The following is a 22,688-nucleotide window of genomic DNA, read 5'->3' on the forward strand; positions in this document are numbered from 1 at the left end:
TGTAGGCGGAAGCGGGCTGGCACTCTGGCAATGAACCGAGGTTTCGGACTTTCCGGCCCCCGCCGATGCGCGACCGGGCGCGCCGGTGTGGTACCAACGGGGCATGGCCATCGACGACCGCACCGCTCCCCCCACCCCCGCGCAGGAGTCCGCTCCCGCACCGAACCGACGTCGATCGGTCCCCGCCGAGATCTCCCGTTCGTGGCTCCTCGTCTCCGGCACCGCGACCGACCGGTTCGAGAAGTCGCAGCGGTCCCGTGCCGACCAGATCATCCTCGACATCGAGGACGCGGTGGACCCCGCCGCCAAGCCGTCGGCCCGCCAGGGCGTCGCCGCGTGGCTGGCCGGCGGCGGCGAGGCCTGGGTGCGGATCAACGACGTGACGACGGACTTCTGGGCGGACGACGTCGAGGAGCTCCGCGGACTGCCCGGGCTGCAGGGCGTCATGCTCGCGAAGACCGAGTCCCCGGCGCAGGTCACCGACACGTGGCACCGACTCGGCGGCCAGACCCCGGTGATCGCCCTGGTCGAGTCGGCCCTGGGCATCGAGGAGTCGGTCTCGATCGCGAAGGCGCAGGGGGCGTTCCGGCTGGCGTTCGGCTCGGGCGACTACCGGCGGGACACCGGGACGAGCGCGGACACGCTCGCGATGGCGTACCCGCGGTCGAAGCTCGTCGTGGCGTCCCGCGTGGGCGACCTGCCCGGCCCGATCGACGGCCCGACGGTGGGGTCGTCGCACCCGATCCTCCGCGAGCAGTCACAGGTCGCGGTCTCGCTCGGGCTCACCGGCAAGCTGTGCCTCGACACCGAGCAGCTGCCCGTCATCAACGAGGTCATCTCCCCCACGCCGACCGACGTCGCCTGGGCGCAGGACTTCCTCGACGACTTCGAGGCCCGCGGCCGGGTCATCCGCGACGGCTCCGACCTGCCCCGACTCGGTCGCGCGCAGAAGATCCAGCGCCTCGCACAGGCGTTCGGCGTCGAGGCGCGGTAGGACTGCACCCATGACCTGGTCCAACGTGCCCGGCGGTCCGCCGCAATCCTCACCGTCCGACCCCACCGGTGCCCAGCGGGCCACGTGGGAGCAGGGCGGCTCGACGCTGTTCCCGCCGGGGAAGCTCGCCGACCGGATCTCGACCGTGCTGCTCCTGGCGTTCGGCGCCGTCATGACGGTCGTCACCGCGGTCGTCGGGATCATCGCCGTCATCTCGGCGACGGCCACGTGCGACGCCGCCGCCGGCTGCACGCCGGGTGGCTACATCGGTGGGACCGCGATCGCCGTCGGCGGTGCGTTCGTGATCGGCGTCGCCACGATCGTCCTGTCGATCGGCGCGTGGATCCGCCGTCGGACGTCGTGGTGGATCGCCGCGATCGGCTTCGTGCTCGCGATCGTGGTCATCACGTGGGGCGGCGTCGTCTTCGCGGGGGCGGCGGACGGCGGCTCGGCGTCCTCGTCGGTGTCCGCCTCCGCCTGACGCCTGCGGCCCGGCTGCGGCTGAGGGTTGCGGCGCGCCGACGCGGTGCGACAACCCCGACGTCGTACGACATCGGACTTGTCGCCCACTCGCGTCCGCAACAGTTGCGCGCGCGGCGTGACGACATCGTGGTCGTCGTGCGACATCGACGCTGTCGCACGGGCCCGATGGACGTGACCACCTGTCGGACTGGAGGCGCGTGGCGGGACCTCACCGTCCCTCCCGTCCGGACCGGGGTAGCGTCCGGGGCATGGTGACGGTCTCGCGGACGACGGTCGCGGTGGTCGGTGGCGGCCCCGCCGGGGTCGTCCTCGGCCTGCTCCTCGCCCGTGCCGGCATCGCGGTCCGGGTCGTCGAGAAGCACGACGACTTCAACCGGGACTTCCGCGGTGACACCGTGCACGCCTCGACGATCCGGCTGCTCGACGAGCTCGGGCTCGGGGAGCGGTTCGCCGCCCTGCCGCAGTCACGCCTCGACGACTTCTCCCTGCCGATGCCGGACGGTTCGCGCGCGCTCCTCGGCGACTTCTCACGCCTGCGCCCGCCGTACGACCACGTGGCGATGGTGCCGCAGTGGGACCTGCTGGACCTGCTCGTCACCGCCGCCCGCGAGGAGCCCTCGTTCGAGATCACGATGGGTCTCGCGGCCACCGACACGATCGAGGAGAACGGCGTCGTGACGGGCGTGCACCTGGCGCCGTACCGCGATCCGGACGGCGTGACCGAGGAACTCCGCGCCGACGTCGTCATCGCCTGCGACGGCCGCGACTCGGTGCTGCGCAGCGCCGCCGGCCTGCACCCGCGGTCGTTCCCGGTGCCGTTCGACACGTGGTGGTTCCGGCTCCCCCGCGAGCCCGGCGACGCGACGACCGCGCTCGTCCCGGCGTTCTCCGGCACCGACGTCCTGCTCAGCTTCCCGCGGCCGGACTACCACCAGGTCGCGTACTTCGCGCCGAAGGGGTCGGACGCGGCCCTCCGCGCCGCCGGGGTCGAGTCCTTCCGGGCCTGGGTCGCGCGGCTCCGACCGGACTTCGCGGGCCGCGTGGACTCGATCGCGTCGATGGACGACGTGCACGTGCTCGACGTCCGGATGGACCGGCTCACCCGGTGGTGGCGTCCGGGGCTGCTCTGCATCGGCGACGCGGCGCACGCCATGTCCCCGGCGGGCGGCGTCGGCATCAACCTGGCGGTGCAGGACGCGGTCGCGACGGCTGCGATCCTGGCGCCGGCACTCGGACGGGGGCTCCGCGGCGCGGACCTCGACCGTGCCCTCGCCGCGGTGCAGCGCCGGCGCACCCCGCCGGCCGTGGTCGTCCAGACCGCCCAGGCGTTCCTGCACCGCGTGGTGTTCGAGCGGGCCTTCGCCGGGGCCCTGCAGGCCGGCCCGCCGCGGCTCCCCGTCCTCCTCGCCCGGTACGTGCCGCCCGTCCGCGGCCTCTACGCGCGCGGGATCGCCTTCGGACCGCTCCCCGAGCACGCCCCCGCCTGGGCACGGCGCTGACCCTGGACACGACCCGTCCCTCCCGGCGCATGCTGGGGACATGAAGCAACGAGTCATCGGAGACGTGTCGGTCAGTGCCATCGGACTCGGCGGGATGCCCATGTCCATCGAGGGGCGCCCGGACGAGCGGCAGTCCATCGCGACGATCCACGCCGCGCTCGAGGCCGGCGTCACGCTCATCGACACCGCCGACGCGTACCACCTGGCCGCCCACGACGAGGTGGGGCACAACGAGTCGCTCATCGCGAAGGCCGTGCGGGAGTTCCACGGCGACACCTCGGACGTCCTCATCGCCACGAAGGGCGGGCACCTCCGGCCCGAGCCCGGCCCGTGGGCGCAGAACGGCCGCCCGGAGTATCTCAAGGAGGCGGCGAAGGCGTCCGCGAAGCGCCTCGGCGTGGACGCCGTCGGGCTCTACCAGTTCCACCGACCGGACCCGGCGGTGCCGTACGCGGACTCGATCGGTGCGCTCGCCGAGCTCCTCGACGAGGGCGTCATCCGGATGGCCGGCATCTCGAACGCCGACCCCGACCAGATCCGGACGGCGAACGAGGTCCTCGACGGCCGACTCGCCTCGGTGCAGAACCAGTTCTCGCCGAAGTTCCGCTCGAGCGAACCGGAACTCGCACTGTGCGACGAGCTCGGGATCGCGTTCCTGCCGTGGAGCCCCCTCGGCGGCATCGCGAACGCCGCGGAACTCGGCACCGCGTACGAGGACTTCGCGTACATTGCCCGCGACCGCGGCGTCAGCCCGCAGGTCGTCGCGCTGGCGTGGGAGCTGCAGAAGAGCGACGTCGTCGTCCCCATCCCCGGGGCGTCGCGCCCGCAGTCGATCCTCGACTCGGTGACGGCCGCGACCGTCAAGCTCCGTCCCGAGGACGTGGCCCGACTGGACGCGTCGCAGCCGGCGGCGGCGTAGACGACGCGACCCGCGCCTCCTGGACGGCTCTGGAGGCGCGGGTCGCGATCACGCGTCGGCGCGCGTCAGGACTGGCAGACCTCCTGGAAGTCCTTGCCCGTCGACTCCAGCTTCTGCAGCCCCTCGGTGAAGCCGGAGCTGGACAGCGCGGACGGGTCCTTCGAGGCCGCGAGGTCCTTCGTCATGCCCACGAAGTCCGAGAAGGCGCCCGCGAACGCGTCGGTCTTCGGCTTCACCTCGGTGTTGGTCACCTTGTCGGCGCTGTCCTCGAGCGTGGCGTCGAACTCGTCGAGCTTCGCCATCGCGGCCTCCGGGTCGCTCTGCAGCTCGGTGAGCTGCATCTGCATGCCCTTCGTGGCGTCGGTGACCTCGTTCGTGAACAGCTTGCAGGCCTCGGCCTTGGTCTGCGTCGGGGTCGGCGTCGACTTGGCGGCCGTCGTGGCGTCCGAGCCGGAGCCGCCGGCGGAGCAGCCGGCGAGGAGTGCGACGGCGATGGCGGCCGTGGTGAGCGAGACGAGCTTGGTGCGCATGGTGGTGGGTCCCCCCGGAGTCGTGCCCGCGACCCCGGGACGGGGTGCGGATCCGCGTCGAGGCTACATGGGAGATCCACAGGTGGACCGCGTTCCCGGTGCAGTCACTCAGTGCCCGCTGCGGAGCGGCGCGGCCGAACGGAAGAGCCCCTCGACGAGTTCGTCGATCCGGGCGTCGGCGATCGCGAGGTCTCGTTCGCCACGTTCCCTCGCAGCGTGACGCCCGTCGGCGGCCAGGACACTCGTCCACGGGGTCGGGTGGACGTCGAGGCCGACGGACTGGTGGTAGTCGCGGTACTTGAAGGCCGCTTCGGTGGCGGCGGGAGACTTCAGCGAGACGAGGGTCGCGGGCGTCCGCAGCGCGTGCGCGAGGATCACGCCGTGCATGCCAGCGCTCATCACGTGCTCCGCCGCACCGAGCTCGGCCAGCATGTCGGCGGGCGTCAGGGTCGGCGGGAGGAGGCGCACCCCGGTCGAGCAGATCGCGGAGATCGTCCGCCGCTCGACCGCGGTCATGTGGGACGTGAAGTGCGAGACGAGCACTATGCCGCGACGGCGTTCCCGGGGCAGGCCCGGACGGAGCGACCGGACGAGGAGTCCCGGGTCGCCGATCTGGGTGGACTCCGGTAGGCCGAGCGCCGCCCGCGCGAGCGGTCCACGGATCGCGAGGACGCGGTCGCGGACGGCAGCCGCACGGTCCGCCTGGACGTCCGGCGTGTGCAGGCCGGTACCCCAGATCTGGCCGACGCCACCGCGCGTGAGGTACGGCACGATCGCGCTGCCGATGGCGACGACGTCTTCACGGCCGAGGGGCGCCCACCGGACGCGCCGTCCGAGGGCCTCTGTGAGAACGAGCTCCGAGAGCTCGTCCCCGTGGTTCGTGAACGCTCGTCCACGCCCGAGTGCGAGCCTGGACCACGCGGGGGCGTGGTCACGGAGTTCGTGCGCCAGTGCGCGGAGATCCCGACGGGGAGACCACCAGAAGGCGTTGATCGGTTTCGTCATGTGCTCTCTCTTCCACGCGAGGGTGAAATAAGAATATCACATGCGAGAGATTCTTCGCCCTGTTCGTGACGCGTAGCGTCGGGGGCATGCGAGCGATCACCTCCGAGAACGGCACCCTCGACCTGCACGACCTCCCCGACCCGGTCCCCGGGGCCGGCGAGGTCCTCATCGAGGTCGCGGCCGCCGGGGTGAACAACGCCGACCTGCAGCAGGCGGCCGGCAACTACCCGCCGCCTCCCGGGGCGTCGCACGTCCTCGGCCTCGAGGTCTCCGGCACCGTCCGCGCACTCGGCGACGGCGTCGAGGGGTTCGCCGTCGGAGACCGGGTCTGCGCACTGCTGTCCGGCGGCGGCTACGCGGCACTCGTCGTCGCCCCGGAGACCCAGGTGCTGCCGGTGCCGGAAGGGATCGACCTCGTCGAGGCCGCGGGGCTGCCGGAAGCCGCGTGCACGGTGTACTCGAACGTCGGCATGCTCGCCGGGCTCCGACCCGGACAGACCCTGCTCGTGCACGGCGGCACCGGTGGCATGGGGTCGCACGCGGTGCTCTGGGCGAAGGCGCTCGGAGCGACCGTGATCGCGACGTCCGGGGGCGAGCGGAAGGTGCAGGCCTCCCGGGAGCTCGGCGCGGACCTCGTGGTCGACCACCGCTCGGAGGACTTCGTGGCGCGGGCGCTCGAGTTCACCGGGGGCCGTGGCGTGGACGTGGTGCTCGACGTCGTCGGGCCGGACTACCTGGCACGGAACATCGAGGTCCTCGCGCCGAACGGGCACGTCGCCGTGATCGCCTCGGGCAGCGGCCGCACCGGCGAACTCGACCTCGGCGCGATGATGCGGAAGCGGGCGACGATCAGTGCGACGACCCTGCGTGCCCGGCCGCTCGACGAGAAGGCCGCGATCGTCGAGGCCGTCCGGTACAACGTCTGGCCGTTCGTCGCGGACGGTCGGGTGCGCCCGGTCATCGACTCGGTCCTGCCGCTCGCCGAGGCCGCCGAGGCACACCGGCGGGTCCGGGACGGCGAGGTCGTCGGGAAGGTGCTGCTGACGCCCTAGGCACCCGCAGCGCCCGCAGCGCCCGCAGCGCGCGCGGCACCCGTGCCCCCGGCCCGCTGGCCCCGGATGAGGTCGAGCACCTGCCCGCACTTCGCCCCGAACGTCGCGCGGAGCAGATCGGCCGCGTCCGGGTCCTCGTCGAACCGCGAGGGCATGTCGATCGCCAGCATGATCGCGAAGATCATGCCGCTGCCGAGGAACCCCTGGACCTGGTCGTCGGCGATCCCGGCCTCGTCGCGCAGGAACCGGTAGATCTCGAGGAACCCGGCCCGGGCCGCGGCACCGATCGCCGGTTCGGCCCCGGAGACGAAGGCCTGCAGCAGGAGCGTGTGCAGTCCGCGCTCGGCGGCGAGGTCGACGAACTGTTCGCCGATGACGTGCGCCGGGGTGTCGTCGGGCCCGAGGTGGGCGAGGGTCTCGCGCCAGGCGTCGAGCAGGATGTCGAGGGTGTCGCGGAACACCTCGAGGAACAGCGCCTCCTTCGAGCCGAACATCCGCACGACGTACGGCTGGCTGATCCCGGCCGCCGCCGCGATCTGGTCCGTCGTCGTGCCGTTGTAGCCCTGGCTGCCGAAGAGCCCGCGTGCCGCCTCGAGGATCATCGCGCGACGCTGCGCAGCGGGCATGCGGACGGCCGTCGCCGGTGCCGGTGCAGATGCCGGGGAAGTCATGGTTGACAGGTTATCAGTCGATTACTACAGTCGCCCTTCGTAAGTAATCATCCGATTACCAAACGGAACGGATCCCCACCATGGAACGACGCATCCCGGTCTGGCTCGCCATCGCAGCCGCATCCCTCCCGATGTTCATGGCGACGCTCGACAACCTCGTCGTCACCAGCGCGCTGCCCGCCGTGCACGCCGACCTCGGCGCCTCCGTCGAGGAGCTGCAGTGGATCACCAACGCCTACACGCTCGCGTTCGCCGCGCTGATGCTCCTGGCCGTCGGCCTCGGCGACCGGCTCGGCCGCCGGCACCTGTTCGTCGCCGGCATCGCCGTCTTCACCGTCTCCTCCGCGTTCGCCGCCGTGAGCACCGACCCGACCTCGCTCATCGTCTGGCGTGCGATCGAGGGTGCCGGCGCCGCCGCGATCATGCCGCTCTCCCTCACCCTGCTCGTCGGGAGCGTGCCCGACCGGCTCCGCACCGTCGGCATCGGCGTCTGGGGCGGCATCTCCGGCCTCGGCGTCGCCCTCGGCCCGCTCATCGGGGGCGCCGTCGTCGAGGGCTGGAGCTGGGAGGCCATCTTCTGGCTCAACGTCCCGGTCGGCATCGTCGCGATCCCGCTGGCCCTCTTCGCCCTGCCGAACACCCGCGGAGCCCGTGTCCGCGCCGACGTCGTGGGCGTGCTGCTCGCCGGCCTCGGTGTGCTCGGCGTCGTCTTCGGGGTCGTCCGCGGCAACGACGCCGGCTGGACGAGCGGCGAGGTGCTCACCGGCCTGGTCGGCGGCGGTGTCCTGCTCGTCGCGTTCGTGCTCTGGCAGGCCCGCACCAGCGCTCCGCTCCTGCCCCTCCGGTTCTTCCGTGACCGGAGCTTCGCCCTCGCCAACGTCGTCGCGATGACGTTCTCGTTCGGCGCGTTCGGTTCGGTGTTCATCCTCATCCAGTTCCTGCAGGTCGTGCAGGGTCGGACCCCGCTCGAGGCCGGCGTCTGGACGATGCCCTGGACCCTCGCGCCGATGGTCGTCGCCCCGCTCGCGGGCATCGTGGCACCCCGGGTCGGCACGCGGCTGCTCATCACTGGCGGCATGGTGTTCCTCTCCGCCGGGCTGTTCTGGATCGCCGGGACGATGGCCGCCGACGTCACCTTCACGACGCTGCTGCCCGGCTTCCTGCTCGCGGGCATCGGGATGGGCGCCGTGTTCGGTCCGATCTCGACGGCGGTGCTCGCGCGGATGCCGCAGCACGACCACGCGAAGGCCTCCGGCGCGAACTCGACGCTGCGTGAGATCGGCGTCGCGCTCGGGATCGCCGTCCTGACCGCCGTCTTCACCGGGGCCGGCGGCGAGCTCACCCCCACCGGCTACGTCGACGCGGCCCAGCCCGCCGTGCTGGTCGGTGCCGCCGTGGTCGCGGTCAGCGCGGTCGTCGCGGCGTTCCTGCCCGCTGGACGCTCGGCACACGTCCCTGAGACGGTCGCCGACGACGGCCTGGAGGCGCGGCTCGCCCCCGCCGCACCGGCCCCCGTCGCGTAGGTGGCCGCGCTCGCGGCCTGCGGGCCCCGGGCGGGCGCGTCAGGCGTGGACGCGGGCGAGGAACTCGACGAGCGCGGGGTGCTGCGGGGCGTCGAGGACCTCGGCCGGGGCACCCTGCTCGACGACCTCGCCCTGGTGCAGGAACACGATCCGGTCGGCCACGTTCCGCGCGAAGTGCATCTCGTGCGTGGTCATCAGGATCGTCGAGCCCTGCCGCTTCAGCTCGGTCACCAGGTCGAGCACCTCGCCGACGAGCTGCGGGTCGAGGGCACTCGTGACCTCGTCGAGCAGCAGGAGCTCGGGGTCGGACGCGATCGCCCGCACGATCGCCACGCGCTGCTGCTGCCCGCCGGAGAGCCGGTCCGGGTAGGCCCCGGCGAAGTCCGCGAGGCCGATCCGCCCGAGGAGCCGCCGCGCGGTCTCCTCTGCCTGCGCCCTGCCGACGCCGTGCACCTGCCGGGAGGCGAGGGTCACGTTGTCGAGCACGCTCATGTGCGGGAACAGGTTGAACTGCTGGAACACGACGCCGATCCGGGCCCGGGTGGCGTCGACGTCGATGCGGGGATCGGCGATGTCCGTGCCCTGCAGCAGGATCTCGCCGTCGTCGATGCCCTCGAGCAGGTTCACCGTCTTGAGGAGCGTCGACTTGCCGGAGCCCGAGGCCCCGATGACGCAGATGACCTCGTGGCGGTGCACCGTCAGGTCGATCCCGCGCAGGACCTCGTGCTCACCGAACGCCTTGCGCAACCCGCGCAGCTCGAGGACGGCGGCCGACGTGTCGGGGGTGATCCGCGCCTCCTGGCCCGTCATACGGTCCCTCCGATCTGCTCGCGCCGCTGCTGGCGACGCGCGATCGCGTCCGTGACGCGGATCAGCGGCAGGCTGATCACGACGAAGAGCAGTCCGGCGACGAAGTAGGGCGTGAAGTTGTAGGTCTCGGCCTGGGCGATCTGCGCGGAGCGGACCGCGTCCACCGCGCCGAGGATCGACACGAGACCGACGTCCTTCTGCATCGACACGAAGTCGTTCATGAGCGCGGGCGTGACCTTGCGGATCGCCTGCGGCAGCACGACGAGGCGCAGGGTCTTCGCGTGCGACAGCCCGAGCGACCGGGCGGCGAGGCGCTGCGAGGGGTGCACGGCCTCCATGCCGGCGCGGAGCACCTCGGCGATGTACGACGAGTACGTGAGCACGATCGCGATGGTGCCCCAGACCTCGGCGGGGAGGCGCGGGAAGACCCCGAGCCCGGGGATCCCGTAGCCCACCAGGTACAGCACGATGATGAGCGGCAGACCGCGGAACAGGTCGGTGTAGCCGGTGGCGAGCATCCGCAGCGGGAAGAACACCGGGCTCCGCAGGCCCCGGACGACCGCCAGCAGTGTGCCGAACACCGCGACGCCGATGGCGCTGAAGAACAGGATCCGGATGTTCAGCCAGAGGCCCTCGAGGATCGACGGGAACGAGTCGATCGCGGTCTGCGGATCGAAGAACGACTGCTGGACCGCGGCCCAGCCGGGGGTGTTCACGACGCCGAAGTAGACGACGGCGATCACGACGAGCGTCGACGCGACGGACACCACGATCGACCGGCGTCCGCGCTGCCGACGGTAGAGCCGACGCTCCAGCTCGACCTGGCTCGGCGCGGCTGCGGCCACCGGGGTGCCGGCGCCTGCTGGAACGGTCATGCGGCTACTTCAGGACGGGGGTGTCGGTCTCCGAGGAGAGCCACTTGGTCTGCAGGTCCTCGAGCGTGCCGTCGGCCTTGAGCGACTTGAGCGCCTTGTCGACCTTGCTCGTCAGCTCGGAGTCCTTCGGCAGCACGAAGCCGAACTGGTCGCCCGTGCCGTCGGACGGGAACTGCGCCGAGACCGTGCCCTTGCCGTCGAGCTGCGCGCCGGACATGTAGAAGGCGGTCGGCAGGTCGGTCACGATCGCGTCGATCTGGCCCGACTTGAGCGCGAGGACGGCGTCGTCGTTCGAGTTGAAGACCTGCGGGGTGACCCCGAGGACGTCCTTCACGCTCTGGATGCTCGTCGACCCGGTCGCGACACCGATCGCGTCCTGCTTCAGCGCCGCGATGGTGGTGTCGTCGGCGGCCTTCGAGGACTGCGTCGTCACGACCGCCTGGGTCGTCGTGTAGTACGCGCTCGACATGTCGACGGCCTTCTTGCGCTTGGCGTCGATGGAGAACTGCTGGACGTTGAGGTCCCAGTCCTTCGGGCCGGGTGCGATGGCGCTGTCGAAGGTGCTCCGCTTCCACACGACGTCGGACTCGTCGTAGCCCATCTCCTTCGCGACGGCGTAGGCCACGGCGGCCTCGAAGCCCTTGCCGGACTGCGGCTTGTTGTCCTCGACCCAGGGCGAGTACGCGGGCTGCCCGGTCGCGATCGTGAGCTTGCCGTCGGTGACGGTGCCGTCGGCGTTGCCGCTGCCGCCCGCCGAGCAGGACGAGAGCGCGAGTGCGGCGACCGCAGCGGTCGCGACGGCGATGGTGAGACGGAGGGATCGGGTCACGGTCGGGCCTTCGTGCGAGGGGGTGGGGGCAGGACGAAGTGTACTTCGCGCTGGGATACCAACGCGAAACGGATGTCTCGCGACTACTCGGCGAGCGTGAAGTCGTCGAACGAGAACCCAGGGGACACCAGGCAGCTCAGCAGCACCTCGCCGTCGCCCGGCAGGGTCCGCTGCCACACCCCTCCGCGCACGAACGCCTGCGCGTCGTTCACCCGGTCGCGCCCGGCGTCCGGGCCGAGCGTGATCGTCGCCCCGGGCTCGGGCTGGTCGCCGTCGCCACCGAGCTGCAGGTCGACGCTGTCCGGCCCGTGCCACATCCAGATCTCGTCGCTCGTGACCCGGTGCCAGGCCGAGGCCTCACCCGGGGGCAGCAGGAAGTGGATCAGGGTCGCGGCAGGCCGGTCGCCCGCCGGCGTCGACACGGTCGCGGGCGAGGTCCAGGTGCGGACGTACCAGCCGCCCTCGGGGTGCGGCTCCATGCCGAGGGCGACGGCGCGCTTCGGCACGTCGAGCCACTCGATCAGGGTTCCGTCGACGGTGCGACGGGCGGCCATGCCCGGGCGGGGTGCGGTCTCGGTCATGATTCCTCCAAGGAACGATCAGGTGGGGCGGGCGGGCCGGTCAGCGCACCGTCGACGGCCCGGACGACACCGCGGACCACGGTCGCGACGGCACGGCCGGCACCGTCCTCGACGAGTTCGGCGAGGGCGTCCGGCACGGTCCGGGCGTCGACGTCGAAGACGGCCAGGTCGGCGCGTGCCCCGACGGCGAGGTGCCCGATCCGGTCCGGCCCGACAGCGAGCCCCATGGCGTGCGCGCCGCCGAGGGTCGCCGCGGCGAGCAGTCGTTCGTGCAGGTCGCGGTGCCCGTAGCCCTGCGACCGGGCGATCCGGTGCAGCGCGGTGACGTCGGCCATCAGGTCGAGGGACGGCGACGACGAGAGCGAGTCCGTGCCGATCGCGATCGGGCTGCCCTCGCGCAGGTAGTCGGCGACGGGTGGCGGATCGAGCCCGATGACCGCGTTCGAGCGCGGGCAGAGCGCGACGGCGGTCCCCCGCGCGCGCAGCAGTGCCCGGTCGGCGGCGGTCATGTACACACCGTGCGCGATGTGGCAGTCGGGCCCGAGCACGCCCAGCCGGTCGACGAACGCGGTCGCGCTCGCACCGAAGCCGAGCGCGCGCATGGCCCGGAACGACGGCACGTTCGCCAGGTGCCAGTCGTTGCCGTGGCCGACGCCGTCGACTCCCTCGAGCCCGGGCACCGGCCCCAGGGCGACGCGCTCGCCCTCGAACGCGGCCTCGCCGAGGTGCAGGTGCAGCCGGAGGCCGCGCTGGCGCACGATGTCGGGGAGCTCGAGCAGCGGGGCGACGTCGAGCGAGTACGGCGCGTGCGGGGAGAGGCCGGCGCCCGGGTCCGTCGGGATCCGCTCGAGTTCGGCGAGCACTTGGTCGCGGCCGTGGGACTGCCAGGCCGCGTTCTCCCAGTCCATGACCTCCCAGTAGGCGATGCCACCGAGGCCCGCTTCGGCGAGCACGGTCGACGCCTCGATGTCCGTGACGACGTCGGCGATGCTCGTCACACCGGCGAGGACCGACGACGTCGCGCCGGCTGCCGCCTCGGCGTGCCAGTCGTGCGGCTCGGCGTAGTCCTCGTTGAACGCGCGGGCCCAGTCCTCGAAACCGCTGTACTGCCGCTGCCCGACACTGGCCATGCCGGTGTACTGCAGGTGCGAGTGCGCGTTCACGAGACCGGGGAGGAGGGCACCTCGCCACGGCCGTTCGGTGAAGGGCACGCCCGAGCCGGCGAGCTGGTCGACGACCCACGACCGGTCGCCGACGTGCAGGATGCGGCCGTCCTGCACCGCGACGGCGCCGTCGGCGATGGGCGGCGCGGTCATCGGCACGACGATGCGCGCCGAGTGGACGGTGACGGGGTGCCCGGCGGTCACGACGGGTCTCCGAAACGGCGGGTCCGGACGTCGGGCTCACGGTCGGCAGGGTGCTCGGCGAGCAGTCCAGGAGGCGCGGCTGGCGCTCCGAACGCGGCGAGCGCCGCGCGGGCGGTCGCCTCGTCCACCGCGGGGTCGATCGGCACGACGGCACGGTCGAGTTCGTCGCCCCGTTCGAGGAGCATCCGGACGGCGCCGAGCTGTGCGGCGAAGGACAGGTCCATGATCTCGATCGGGTTGCCCTCGGCAGCGGTGATGTTGATGCAGCCGCCGTCGTCGAGCACGATCGGGCCGCCGTCCGTACCGGGGAACACGAGCCGCTCGGCCTTCGGACCCACCGGGACCCGCTCGGCGCCGGCTGCTCGGGCGTCGTCGAGCGCCACCTCGTGGTCGACGCCGCCCGCGACCGCGACGACCGTGCCGTCCGCGCACGACCGCAGCGCGCGGAGGTCGATCGTGTCGGCGACCCCCGTGGCGCTCATCACGAGGTCGGCGTCCTGCACCGCCTCGGCGAGGGGTGCGACGGCGTAGCCGGCGAAGAGCGCCTGCAGGGCGCGGACCGGGTCCGTCTCGGCGACCGTCACCCGTAGACCGAGTGCCGTGAGCACCAGGGCGACCCCCTCGCCGACGTGGCCGAACCCGGCGACGACCGCCGTGCCTCCCGGGAGCACGCGGTGCGTACCGGACGGGAGCCGGTCGAGCAGGTCGAGCACCGCGAACACCGTCGACTGCCCGGTGCCGTACCGGTTGTCGAAGAAGGTCTTGGTGCGGGCGTCGTTCACCGCGACGACGGGGATGCCGAGCTCGCCGCGCGCCGCCATGGTGCGGAGCGGTCGGAGGCCGCTCGTCGTCTCCTCCGCCGCGCCGAGCATCGTGGGCACCAGGTCCGGGCGCTCCTGGTGCGCGAGACGGATCACGTGCGAGCCGTCGTCGAGCAGGATGTGCGGCCGGGTGTCGAGCATCGCGAGGGCGAGGGCCCGCTGCTCGGGGAGCGAGGCGGTACTGCTCGCGTACACGGTCAGCCCGGCTGCCCGGAGCGCGTCGGCCACGGCGTCGTCGGTCTCGTCGGCGTGGGCGTAGACGACGACCTCGGCGCCGGCGTCGCGGAGGAGCAGGCTCAGCACGGCGGTCTTCGGCTCGAGGAACATCGCGACGCCGATCCGGGTGCCACGGAGGAGTCCCCCGTCGCGGAGCTCGGCGGCGACCGCTCGCGACACGGGCATCGACCGGCGGGCCCAGCGCAGGCGGGCCTCGGCGGCGGGGTCGTCCTCGGGGTCGCGGCCGGTGGAGACGAGGAAGACGTCGTCGGAGGTCATCGGCACCCCGAGGACCCCGGGACGGGCGATCGCGACCGGGCCGAAGGCGTCCTCGTCGACGGCGGGGAGGTGTCGTCCGGCGTCGACCACGACGAGGGTCGCACCCCGGGGACGGTCGGCTTCGCGCTCGATGACCGGCGTGGAGTCCTCCGGCGAACCGGCGCACCACAGCTGGTCGACGGGTTCGTGGGGCAGCGCCTCGCGGGCGCCGAGCCCGGTCAGCAGGGAGCGCAGCGCCGCGGTGTCGCGGGGGTCGCCGCCGACGATGCGGAAGCGGCGCGCGGCGACGAGGAGGTTCGTCGCGCTCGCGAAGCGCCGGACGGCCGCCGAGGCCCAGGCGCGGGTCTCGGGGTCGGCTCCTGGCGGCATGCCCCAATCGTAGGGCGAGCGGGTGGCGCTCCCGTGTCCGGCGGGTGGCCGGGTGGCGCGCCCGCGTCCGGCGGGTGGCCGGGGGCCTCGTCAGCGCGGGACGTGCGGCGGGGGCGTGCCGTCCCATCCCCCGCCGGACGGCGACGGCGACGGCGACGACGACGACCAGGGTGCCGGCCAGGCGGCGAGCGCGTTCGCGTCCCGGTCGAGCCGTCGGTGCCGGCGCAGTACCGTGACGAGGACCACGACCCCCACGGCCGACACGATCGCGAGCCCGATGACGTACAGGGTCGTCGCGACACCCGCGATCGATGCCGGGACGACCCCGTTCCGCGCCGCCGAGAACGGCGTCCCCGTCACGACGAACGCCAGCAGGGTCGAGATCGTCGAGTTCGAGTCCCACAACCCGTGCAGCAGGGAGACACCGACATAGGCGACGACCGGGGCCCACGACCACCGGAACCGGTCGCGACCTCGGGCCGCCCCGAACAGGACGGCCCCGAGGATCGACGTCCACAGCACGTGCCCGACCGGGGACAGCACCGCACGGACGACCTCGGTCTGCAGCAGGGACACCAGGTCGATGCCCCGCGCGGTGATCGCCGCGTTGAACGCGTACCCCGCCGACTCGAACGCGGCGAAGCCGGCACCGACCGTCGCCCCGAGGAGTGCTCCCTGCCGAGCCGTCTTCGGGCGGACCCGCCACCCGACGAACAGCAGCAGGACGCCCTTGACGAACTCCTCGACGAACCCGACGACGATGTACACGAGGGCGTCCTGCTGCAGGTTCGCCTCGAGCAGGGACGCCCCGAGGACGCCGAGGATCCCGCCGACGAAGAACGCGACGATGAGCTGCATCGTGCTCACCGATCCGGTCACCCGCTCGATGACGAACAGCACCACCGTGAAGGGCACGAGGAAGCTGCCCAGCAGGATGATCGTCGGGACGAGGTTCGTGTTCAGCGTCGTGATCGTGACGACGATCGTGACCACCCAGAGCAGGAACCCGACGAGGAGGGTCTTCCACCACCAGCCGTGACGGTGGTGCGGGTGAGCGGCGCGGACGTCCGTGGACAGGCTCATGGAGCCATGGTGCTCCGCGGCCGCGCCGGGGGTCACGGGAATGCGCGGGGCTCGTCGGACGTACTCTCTGGGCATGAGCGATGCATCCTTCGACAAGGTCACGATGTTCGGTGCGGACTGGTGCCGCGACTGCCGCCGTTCCAAGGCGCTGCTCGACAGCCTCGGGGTGGACTACGAGTACGTCGACGTGGAGGCGGACCTGACCGCAGCCGACCGCGCCGAGGAGATCAGCGGGCGGAAGAACATCCCCGTCGTCGTGCTGCCGAACGGGAAGCACTTCGTCGAGCCGTCGGACGCCGAACTGCGCTCGGAGCTCGAGGCCGCCGGCGTCGTCTGACGCCCGGGCGCGCTCGCGCCGCCTCCCCCGCCCGGACATCGGATGAATCGGGCATGATGGCGGCGTGATCATCGACGCTCACCACCACCTCTGGGATCCCGCAGACCGTCCCTACCCCTGGATGGACGACTCGGTCGCCCCGATCCGGCGACGGTTCGACGTGGACGACCTGCGTGCGGCGACCACCGGGACCCCTGTCACGCGGACGATCGCGGTGCAGGCGGTGCACGACGCGGGCGAGACCGCCTGGCTTCTCGCGCAGCCCGCGCCGGTCGCGGGCGTCGTCGGCTGGGTCGACCTGACCGCGCCCGACGTGGCCGAGCGCGTGGCGTCGGCGTCGACCGGTCCGGGCGGCGAGCGGCTCGTCGGCATCCGCCACCAGGCACAGGACGAGCCCGACCCCGGGTGGCTCGCCCGGCCGGAGGTCGTCCGCGGCGTCCGTGTGGTCGCGCGTGCCGGCCTCGTATTCGACCTGCTCGTGCGCGAGCGGGAGCACGACGCTGCCCTCGCCCTCGTCGACGCGGTGCCCGAGGCGTCGTTCGTCCTCGACCACGCCGGCAAGCCGTCGATCGACACCGGGGACCCCTCGTGGCCGGGCCGGATGCGGGACTTCGCCGTCAGGCCCAACGTGGCGTGCAAGGTCTCCGGGCTGCTCACCGAGGCGGGTGCCGACTGGCGGGAGCGGCCCGTCGCCCGGTACGCCCGCGCGGTCGTCGAGCACTTCGGCCCGGAGCGCTCGCTGTTCGGCTCCGACTGGCCGGTGTCGACGCTCGCCGCCGACTACGCCGAGGTCCTGCACACGACGAGCGACGCCCTCGCCGACCTGTCGCCGACCGAGCGCGACGCTGTCCTCCGCGGGACGGCCGAGCGGATCTACCTTGCCGGAGCCTCGACTCAGACATAGGATGTTTCCGCTGCACCGGCGCAGCAGGAGAGCGAGGAACGATGCGGTTCGCACGACTTGGCCCGGCGGGCGACGAGATCCCGGTCGCGATCGACGACGACGGCGAGGTGCTCGACCTCCGGAGCCTCACCGGTGACATCAGCGGTGGCTTCCTGGCGTCCGACCCCGGCCCCGACGCCCTCGTCCGGCACGCTCGCGCCGCCGGCGACCTGCCCGTGATCGACCGGGCCGACGGTCTCCGGCGTGGGTCGCCCGTCGCCCGCCCCGGCAAGGTCGTCTGCATCGGCCTGAACTACCGCGACCACGCCGCCGAGACCGGCGCCGACATCCCCACCGAGCCGATCGTGTTCATGAAGGACCCGATGACGGTGATCGGCCCCGACGACGAGGTCCTCGTCCCCCGCGGCAGCACGAAGACCGACTGGGAGATCGAGCTCGCGATCGTGATCGGCACCACCGCGCGCTACTGCGCGTCCGAGGACGAGGCCGCGACGCACATCGCCGGCTACGCCATCGCCAACGACGTCTCGGAGCGTGCGTTCCAGCTCGAACGCGGCGGGCAGTGGGACAAGGGGAAGTCCTGCGAGACGTTCAACCCGCTCGGACCGTGGCTCGTCACACCGTCCGCGCTCGAGGCGGGCGGCCTCGACCCGAACGCCCTGTCGCTGCAGCTCCGGGTGAACGGCGAACTCCGGCAGGACGGGAGCACCCGGGACATGATCTTCCGGCCGGCCGAGATCGTCCGGTACCTGTCGCAGTTCATGGTCCTGTACCCGGGCGACGTGATCAGCACCGGCACACCCGCGGGGGTCGCCCTCGGCAGCGGTGCGCCGTACCTGCAGGCCGGCGACGTCGTCGAACTCACCGCCGAGGGCCTCGGCTCGCAGCGCCAGACGATGGGCGCAGCATGACCGCCGGGACCCACGAGGGCCTGCGTGCCGTCGTCACCGGGGGCGCATCGGGGATCGGCGCCGCGATCGTCGCCGCACTCCGTGACCGAGGTGCGACCGTCGCGGTGCTCGACCTGCAGCCCGCGGACGACGCCCTGTCGTTCCGCTGCGACGTCGGTGACGACACGTCCGTCCGGGCAGCGGTCGCCGATGCCGTCGAGCAGCTCGGCGGCCTCGACGTCCTGGTCAACAACGCCGGCATCGGCGCACAGGGCACCGTCGAGGACAACCCCGACGACGAGTGGCGCCGCGTGTACGAGGTGAACGTGCTCGGCGCGGTCCGGCTCTCGCGCGCGTGCCTGCCGCACCTCCGCGACTCCGACGCCGCGAGCATCGTGAACACCTGCTCGATCGCCGCCACCGCGGGGCTGCCCGAGCGCGCGCTGTACTCCGCGACGAAGGGCGCGATCGCCGCCCTCACCCGCGCCATGGCTGCCGACCACCTCCGGGAGGGCATCCGCGTCAACGCCGTCAACCCCGGCACCGCGGACACCCCCTGGGTCGCGCGGCTGCTCGAGCGCGCCGACGACCCGGCAGCGGAACGGGCGGCCCTGGAGGCACGCCAACCGCACGGACGCCTCGTCGCGCCCGAGGAGGTGGCCGAGGCCGTCGCCTACCTCACGAGTCCGCTCGCCCGGTCGACGACGGGTGTCGACCTCGCGGTCGACGGCGGGATGCAGGCGCTCCGGCTCCGGCCCGCCTGATGGGCCCTGGAGGCGCGACTATCGTCGTCGTGTCGGCTCGCGTGGGCGAGTGGCCGAGCAGGAGGTGGTGACGTGGCGTCGCTGACGGATGATGCGATCGCACGCATCCAGCAGATGATCGTGAGCGGCGAGCTCCAACCCGGGCAGCGCCTCCCGCCCGAGAAGGAGCTCAGCGAGTCCCTCGGGCTGTCGCGGAACAGCCTCCGCGAAGCGGTGAAGGCCCTCGAGCTCATCCGCGTGCTCGACGTCCGGCGCGGCGACGGCACGTACGTGACGTCGCTCGAGCCGACCGTCCTGCTCGAGGCGGTCTCCTTCGTCGTCGACATGCACCACGACCGCTCGCTCGTGGACCTGCTCGAGGTCCGACGGATCCTCGAGCCTGCGTCCGCCGTCCTCGCGACCGCCCGCGCCTCGGAGCAGCAGATCGACGACCTGCACGCGCTCATGCAGTCCGTCGGCGAGGACACCGGCGTCGAGGACCTCGTCGCCCACGACCTGCAGTTCCACTCGACGATCGCGGGCATCGGCGGCAACCAGTACCTGTCCGGCCTGCTCGACGCCCTGTCGAGCAAGACTGTCCGGGTGCGGGTCTGGCGCGGCCTGACGCAGAACGGCTCGGTGCAGCGCACGCTCGACGAGCACGCGGCGATCGTGGACGCCATCCGCCGCCGCGACCCCCAGCTCGTGCAGGCGCTCGTCGTGGCGCACGTCGAGGGTGTGGAGCGCTGGCTGCGGCGCTCGCTCGACTGAACCCGGCAGTCCTCCCAGGCAGGTGCGAGTTGGGTCGGTTGTCGGCCCTGACTCCGGCAACCATGCCGCGGCAACCGCACCCACGAGGAGGAAACCGTGATCGGTCTCATCATCAGCTTGATCATCATCGGACTCATCGCCGGCGCCCTCGCGCGGCTCATCGTCCCCGGCAAGCAGCACATCTCCATCCCCATGACCATCCTGCTCGGCATCATCGGGTCGTTCGTGGGCGGGTTCCTCGGGTTCCTGATCTTCCAGCACGACCCGATGGACGGCTTCTTCCAGCCCGCCGGCATCATCGGCTCGATCATCGGCGCCGTCATCGTGCTGTTCATCTACACGCGCTTCGCCGGCCGGAGCGCCCGCACCCGCTAGTCGGACGTGGCCGGGCACGACCCGGCGCACAACCGAAGTCACCCCGAACCGCGCATCCGCGTGGTTCGGGGTGACTTTCGTTGTGCGCCGGCGATCGGCGCCGTGGCGCCCGGCCGCCGCGCGGATCGGCCCCCGCGTCAGGCGGCGAGCAGGCCCGCCGTGCGCAGGTCGTCCCAGAGCGCCTCGGGCACCGTCGCGGCCGCCCGAACGACGTTCGAGCACACCTGCTCCGCCGACTGCGCACCGAGGGCGATCGCCCGGACGGCAGCCGCCCGGCGCGGGAACGCGAGCGCGGCCTCCGGCAGCGTGACGCCGTGCCGTTCGCACACGTCGGCGATCGCGTTCGCCCGTTCGACGAGCGACGCCGGCGCCGCCGCGTAGTCGTACGTCGCCGAGGCGTCCGGCCGGTCCCGTCCGAGCAGCCCCGAGTTGTAGACGCCGACCGCAACCACGGCGACCCCGAGGTCCGCGCACCGTGTGACCAGGGCCGCCGCGGGCTGCTCGAGCAGCGTGTACCGCCCGGCGAGCATGACCACGTCGCACATGCCGGTGGAGACCGCTGCCTCGAGGGCCTCGACGGAGTTCGACCCGACGCCCACCGCACGCACCACTCCCTCGTCCCGGAGCTCGACGAGCGTCGGCAGCGCCTGGGTCAACCCGTCCCGCAGCGAGTACACGTCCGGGTCGTGCAGGTAGGCGATGTCCACGTGGTCGAGCCCGAGGCGCCCGAGGGACTCGTCGAGGGACCGCCGCACGCCCGACGGCGAGGGATCCCACTGCCGGACCAGGTCGTCCGGCACCGCGAACCCGCCCGAGTCCAGGTCGTCCCCGTCGCCCCGCCCGGGCACGAGCAGGCGTCCCACCTTCGTCGACACGAGGTAGTCGGACCGCGGCCGTTCGGCGAGTGCCGCTCCGAGCCGCCGCTCGGACAGCCCGAGTCCGTAGTGCGGCGCGGTGTCGAACCCGCGGACCCCGACCTCCCACGCGGCGTCGACCGTGGCCCGCGCCTCGTCGTCGGACACCTCGCGCAGCAGGTTGCCGATCCCCGCACCACCGAACCAGAACGGTCCGCGGTCGAGGTCCGGGGCCGTCACGCGTCCACCTGGTCCGCGAGCGACCACACCCGGGGGATGCCGTCGTCGCCGCCGGAGTAGTCGTCGGCCGCCTCGAGCAACGGGTTCACGACCGCCTGCCACTCGGCGTTCACGGGGTCGTCGGCGAGCGCCTTCCGCATCGCCCGGTAGTCCTCGACCTCGACGAGGTGCACGAGGTCCTGCCCGTCCCGCCAGATCGTCCAGTCCTGCACCCCGGCCGCGCGGAGCCGTGCCGCCAGCGCGGGCGGGACCGAGGTGTGCACGCGTTCGTACGCCGCCTCGCTCCCCGCCCGCAGCCGGGTCCTCGTCAGGATGCGCTGCATCAGTCGCGCAGGAAGAGCTCGACCACGGGCACCGCCACGTCCGGCCGGACGATCGGCAGGGTGAGCGTCAGCGTCCCCGCGGGCTGTCCACCGAGGCCGGTGTTCTGCGCCCGGGTGCCGGGCGCGATCTCGCGGTAGTGGATCTCCGACGCGTCGTTCAGGAGCTGGGCGTACTCGACCCGGCCGGCGAGGTCGGCGAGGTGCACGTGCTCGAACGGCCACGTGAAGAGGTGCAGGTACAGCCGGTTCCTGTTCTGCGTGTAGACGGTGCCCGCCGGCGCTCGGAACGACGACGGTCCGGCGCCGTACACCGACCGCGCGTGCTGGTGCATCCACGTGCCGATCCCGGCGAGCGCCGTCCGGGCGACCCCGTCGAACTCCCCACGACCGGTCGGGCCGACATTGAGGAGCATGTTCCCGTTGTTCGAGACCCCGTCGACGAGCATGCGTACGAGCAGGTCGGTGCTCTTGACGTTCAGGTTGTCGCGGTCGTACCCCCACGAGCCGTTGAGGGTCTGGCAGGCCTCCCACGGCACCTGGACGCCGTCGACCTCCATCGGCTTGTCCGGCTGGTACTGCTCCGGCGTGACGATGTCCCCGGGCAGGTCGAGCCGGTCGTTGACGATGATGCCGGGCTGGAGCCGCTTGGTCAGCGCCAACAGCTCCTCGGACCCCCAGTCGTCGCGGCCCTTGCCGCCCCAGATGTCCTCGTGGTCGTTGTCGCGGTACGAGAAGTCGTAGAACAAGTAGTCGATCCGCCCGTAGTCGGACAACAGCTCCGTCACCTGCCCGTGCAGGTAGTCGCGGTAGCGCGCCATGTCCCGGCCCTCGTTCAGCGCGGCGATCGCCTCGTCGCCGTCGTCCCGCCTCGGGTGCACGCCGTCGATCGTGAAGTCCGGGTGGTGCCAGTCGATGAGCGAGTGGTAGAACCCGACCCGCAGTCCCTCGGCGCGGACGGCGTCGACGAACTCGCGCACGATGTCGCGGCCGAACGGGGTGTTCGTGGACTTGTAGTCGGTCAGTGCGCTGTCCCAGAGCGCGAAGCCCTCGTGGTGCTTCGTGGTGAGGACGACGTACTTCATGCCCGCCTCGCGTGCTCGCCGCGCCCAGTCGGCGGCGTCGAACAGGTCCGGGTCGAAGTGGTCGAAGTACTTCTGGTAGTCGGCGTCGGTGATCCGCTCGCGGTTCTTCACCCACTCGTGCCGTGCCGGCAGGGCGTAGAGCCCCCAGTGGATGAACATGCCGAACCGGTCGTGGGTGAACCACGCGGGCAGCCCGGAGGGATCGGTCGCGGTCTGCGGCTCTGCAGGTGCGGTGATGGTCATGTGGCCAGTGTTCCTTTCAC

25 protein-coding genes are annotated in these 22,688 nt (G+C 72.3%); 12 read left to right on the top strand and 13 right to left on the bottom strand.

All coding sequences use genetic code 11. From position 1 onward, the window contains the following. Positions 1-103: 103 nt before the first annotated feature. From WFH25_RS06610 to WFH25_RS06625, 4 genes are all read left to right on the top strand, one after another. Positions 104-994, top strand: a complete 891-nt coding sequence (locus WFH25_RS06610) for an HpcH/HpaI aldolase/citrate lyase family protein (RefSeq protein ID WP_336697189.1) — start codon at positions 104-106, stop codon at positions 992-994. 10 nt (positions 995-1,004) lie between these two features. Continuing rightward, on the top strand, positions 1,005-1,475 hold the full coding sequence (locus WFH25_RS06615; RefSeq protein WP_336697190.1) for a DUF6264 family protein: 471 nt from the start codon (positions 1,005-1,007) through the stop codon (positions 1,473-1,475). Positions 1,476-1,725: 250 nt separating this feature from the next. Beyond that, positions 1,726-2,976 carry an FAD-dependent oxidoreductase gene (locus WFH25_RS06620; protein ID WP_336697191.1) on the top strand — a complete coding sequence of 417 codons (1,251 nt, stop codon included), beginning with the start codon at positions 1,726-1,728 and terminating at the stop codon, positions 2,974-2,976. A gap of 40 nt (positions 2,977-3,016) precedes the next feature. Next, positions 3,017-3,895, top strand: coding sequence for an aldo/keto reductase (locus WFH25_RS06625; RefSeq protein WP_070417861.1), 879 nt, complete (start codon positions 3,017-3,019; stop codon positions 3,893-3,895). 65 nt (positions 3,896-3,960) lie between these two features. Here WFH25_RS06625 and WFH25_RS06630 read toward each other — a convergent pair whose 3' ends face one another. Together WFH25_RS06630 and WFH25_RS06635 are read right to left on the bottom strand one after the other, a co-directional pair. Beyond that, positions 3,961-4,425 carry a hypothetical protein gene (locus tag WFH25_RS06630; protein ID WP_336697192.1) on the bottom strand — a complete coding sequence of 155 codons (465 nt, stop codon included), beginning with the start codon at positions 4,423-4,425 and terminating at the stop codon, positions 3,961-3,963. Positions 4,426-4,533: 108 nt separating this feature from the next. Further along, positions 4,534-5,430 carry a polysaccharide pyruvyl transferase family protein gene (locus WFH25_RS06635; protein WP_336697193.1) on the bottom strand — a complete coding sequence of 299 codons (897 nt, stop codon included), beginning with the start codon at positions 5,428-5,430 and terminating at the stop codon, positions 4,534-4,536. A gap of 86 nt (positions 5,431-5,516) precedes the next feature. Here WFH25_RS06635 and WFH25_RS06640 point away from each other — a divergent pair, with 86 nt between their 5' ends. Beyond that, on the top strand, positions 5,517-6,482 hold the full coding sequence (locus WFH25_RS06640; protein WP_336697194.1) for an NAD(P)H-quinone oxidoreductase: 966 nt from the start codon (positions 5,517-5,519) through the stop codon (positions 6,480-6,482). Here WFH25_RS06640 and WFH25_RS06645 read toward each other — a convergent pair. Beyond that, a complete protein-coding gene (locus WFH25_RS06645; protein ID WP_336697195.1) occupies positions 6,479-7,153 on the bottom strand; it encodes a TetR/AcrR family transcriptional regulator in 675 nt (224 codons plus the stop codon). The genes WFH25_RS06640 and WFH25_RS06645 overlap by 4 nt on opposite strands. Before the next feature lie 80 nt (positions 7,154-7,233). Here WFH25_RS06645 and WFH25_RS06650 point away from each other — a divergent pair, with 80 nt between their 5' ends. Next, the gene (locus tag WFH25_RS06650; RefSeq protein WP_229085766.1) at positions 7,234-8,676 is read left to right on the top strand and encodes a DHA2 family efflux MFS transporter permease subunit; all 1,443 of its coding nucleotides are present in this window, start codon (positions 7,234-7,236) and stop codon (positions 8,674-8,676) included. Between the two features lie 39 nt (positions 8,677-8,715). On the opposite strand, the gene WFH25_RS06655 is transcribed toward WFH25_RS06650, so the two are convergent. From WFH25_RS06655 to WFH25_RS06685, 7 genes are all read right to left on the bottom strand, one after another. Continuing rightward, entirely contained in the window at positions 8,716-9,486 is a 771-nt protein-coding gene (locus WFH25_RS06655; RefSeq protein ID WP_070417857.1) for an amino acid ABC transporter ATP-binding protein, read from the bottom strand. Then, positions 9,483-10,361 (bottom strand): amino acid ABC transporter permease, encoded by an 879-nt coding sequence (locus tag WFH25_RS06660; protein ID WP_070417856.1) that lies wholly within the window; start codon positions 10,359-10,361, stop codon positions 9,483-9,485. Before WFH25_RS06660 ends, WFH25_RS06655 begins: the two co-directional genes overlap by 4 nt. Before the next feature lie 4 nt (positions 10,362-10,365). After that, a complete protein-coding gene (locus tag WFH25_RS06665; protein WP_092385055.1) occupies positions 10,366-11,190 on the bottom strand; it encodes an ABC transporter substrate-binding protein in 825 nt (274 codons plus the stop codon). A gap of 83 nt (positions 11,191-11,273) precedes the next feature. Next, positions 11,274-11,771 carry a cupin domain-containing protein gene (locus WFH25_RS06670; protein WP_229085765.1) on the bottom strand — a complete coding sequence of 166 codons (498 nt, stop codon included), beginning with the start codon at positions 11,769-11,771 and terminating at the stop codon, positions 11,274-11,276. Further along, positions 11,768-13,138 carry an amidohydrolase family protein gene (locus WFH25_RS06675; RefSeq protein ID WP_336697196.1) on the bottom strand — a complete coding sequence of 457 codons (1,371 nt, stop codon included), beginning with the start codon at positions 13,136-13,138 and terminating at the stop codon, positions 11,768-11,770. The genes WFH25_RS06670 and WFH25_RS06675 overlap by 4 nt, the downstream gene beginning before the upstream one ends. Then, positions 13,135-14,823: an adenosylhomocysteinase gene (locus WFH25_RS06680; RefSeq protein WP_336697197.1), complete on the bottom strand. Its 1,689-nt coding sequence runs from the start codon at positions 14,821-14,823 to the stop codon at positions 13,135-13,137. The genes WFH25_RS06675 and WFH25_RS06680 overlap by 4 nt, the downstream gene beginning before the upstream one ends. Before the next feature lie 90 nt (positions 14,824-14,913). Further along, complete coding sequence (locus tag WFH25_RS06685) at positions 14,914-15,906, bottom strand: PrsW family intramembrane metalloprotease (protein WP_336697198.1); 993 nt, start codon at positions 15,904-15,906, stop codon at positions 14,914-14,916. Positions 15,907-15,979: 73 nt separating this feature from the next. Between WFH25_RS06685 and WFH25_RS06690 the strand changes: the two genes are divergently transcribed. The 6 genes from WFH25_RS06690 (at position 15,980) to WFH25_RS06715 (ending at position 19,926) form a co-directional block, all read left to right on the top strand. After that, complete coding sequence (locus WFH25_RS06690) at positions 15,980-16,243, top strand: glutaredoxin family protein (protein WP_336697199.1); 264 nt, start codon at positions 15,980-15,982, stop codon at positions 16,241-16,243. Between the two features lie 64 nt (positions 16,244-16,307). After that, positions 16,308-17,147 carry an amidohydrolase family protein gene (locus WFH25_RS06695; protein ID WP_336697200.1) on the top strand — a complete coding sequence of 280 codons (840 nt, stop codon included), beginning with the start codon at positions 16,308-16,310 and terminating at the stop codon, positions 17,145-17,147. A 41-nt stretch (positions 17,148-17,188) separates the two neighbouring features. Next, a complete protein-coding gene (locus tag WFH25_RS06700) occupies positions 17,189-18,058 on the top strand; it encodes a fumarylacetoacetate hydrolase family protein (RefSeq protein ID WP_336697201.1) in 870 nt (289 codons plus the stop codon). Beyond that, entirely contained in the window at positions 18,055-18,801 is a 747-nt protein-coding gene (locus WFH25_RS06705) for an SDR family NAD(P)-dependent oxidoreductase (RefSeq protein ID WP_336697202.1), read from the top strand. Before WFH25_RS06700 ends, WFH25_RS06705 begins: the two co-directional genes overlap by 4 nt. A 114-nt stretch (positions 18,802-18,915) precedes the next feature. Then, positions 18,916-19,551 (top strand): FadR/GntR family transcriptional regulator, encoded by a 636-nt coding sequence (locus WFH25_RS06710; RefSeq protein WP_070419373.1) that lies wholly within the window; start codon positions 18,916-18,918, stop codon positions 19,549-19,551. A gap of 96 nt (positions 19,552-19,647) precedes the next feature. After that, positions 19,648-19,926 carry a GlsB/YeaQ/YmgE family stress response membrane protein gene (locus WFH25_RS06715; RefSeq protein WP_071295836.1) on the top strand — a complete coding sequence of 93 codons (279 nt, stop codon included), beginning with the start codon at positions 19,648-19,650 and terminating at the stop codon, positions 19,924-19,926. Between the two features lie 137 nt (positions 19,927-20,063). On the opposite strand, the gene WFH25_RS06720 is transcribed toward WFH25_RS06715, so the two are convergent. Genes WFH25_RS06720 through WFH25_RS06730 form a run of 3 tightly spaced genes read right to left on the bottom strand, consistent with a single transcriptional unit; the run spans position 20,064 to position 22,668 of the window. Beyond that, positions 20,064-21,020 carry an aldo/keto reductase gene (locus WFH25_RS06720; RefSeq protein WP_336697203.1) on the bottom strand — a complete coding sequence of 319 codons (957 nt, stop codon included), beginning with the start codon at positions 21,018-21,020 and terminating at the stop codon, positions 20,064-20,066. After that, entirely contained in the window at positions 21,017-21,343 is a 327-nt protein-coding gene (locus tag WFH25_RS06725; RefSeq protein ID WP_336697204.1) for an L-rhamnose mutarotase, read from the bottom strand. The genes WFH25_RS06720 and WFH25_RS06725 overlap by 4 nt, the downstream gene beginning before the upstream one ends. After that, the gene (locus tag WFH25_RS06730) at positions 21,343-22,668 is read right to left on the bottom strand and encodes an alpha-L-fucosidase (protein WP_336697205.1); all 1,326 of its coding nucleotides are present in this window, start codon (positions 22,666-22,668) and stop codon (positions 21,343-21,345) included. Before WFH25_RS06730 ends, WFH25_RS06725 begins: the two co-directional genes overlap by 1 nt. Positions 22,669-22,688 lie beyond the last annotated feature (20 nt).

This window comes from Curtobacterium sp. USHLN213 (assembly GCF_037144815.1).
In the GTDB taxonomy this organism is placed as follows: domain Bacteria; phylum Actinomycetota; class Actinomycetes; order Actinomycetales; family Microbacteriaceae; genus Curtobacterium.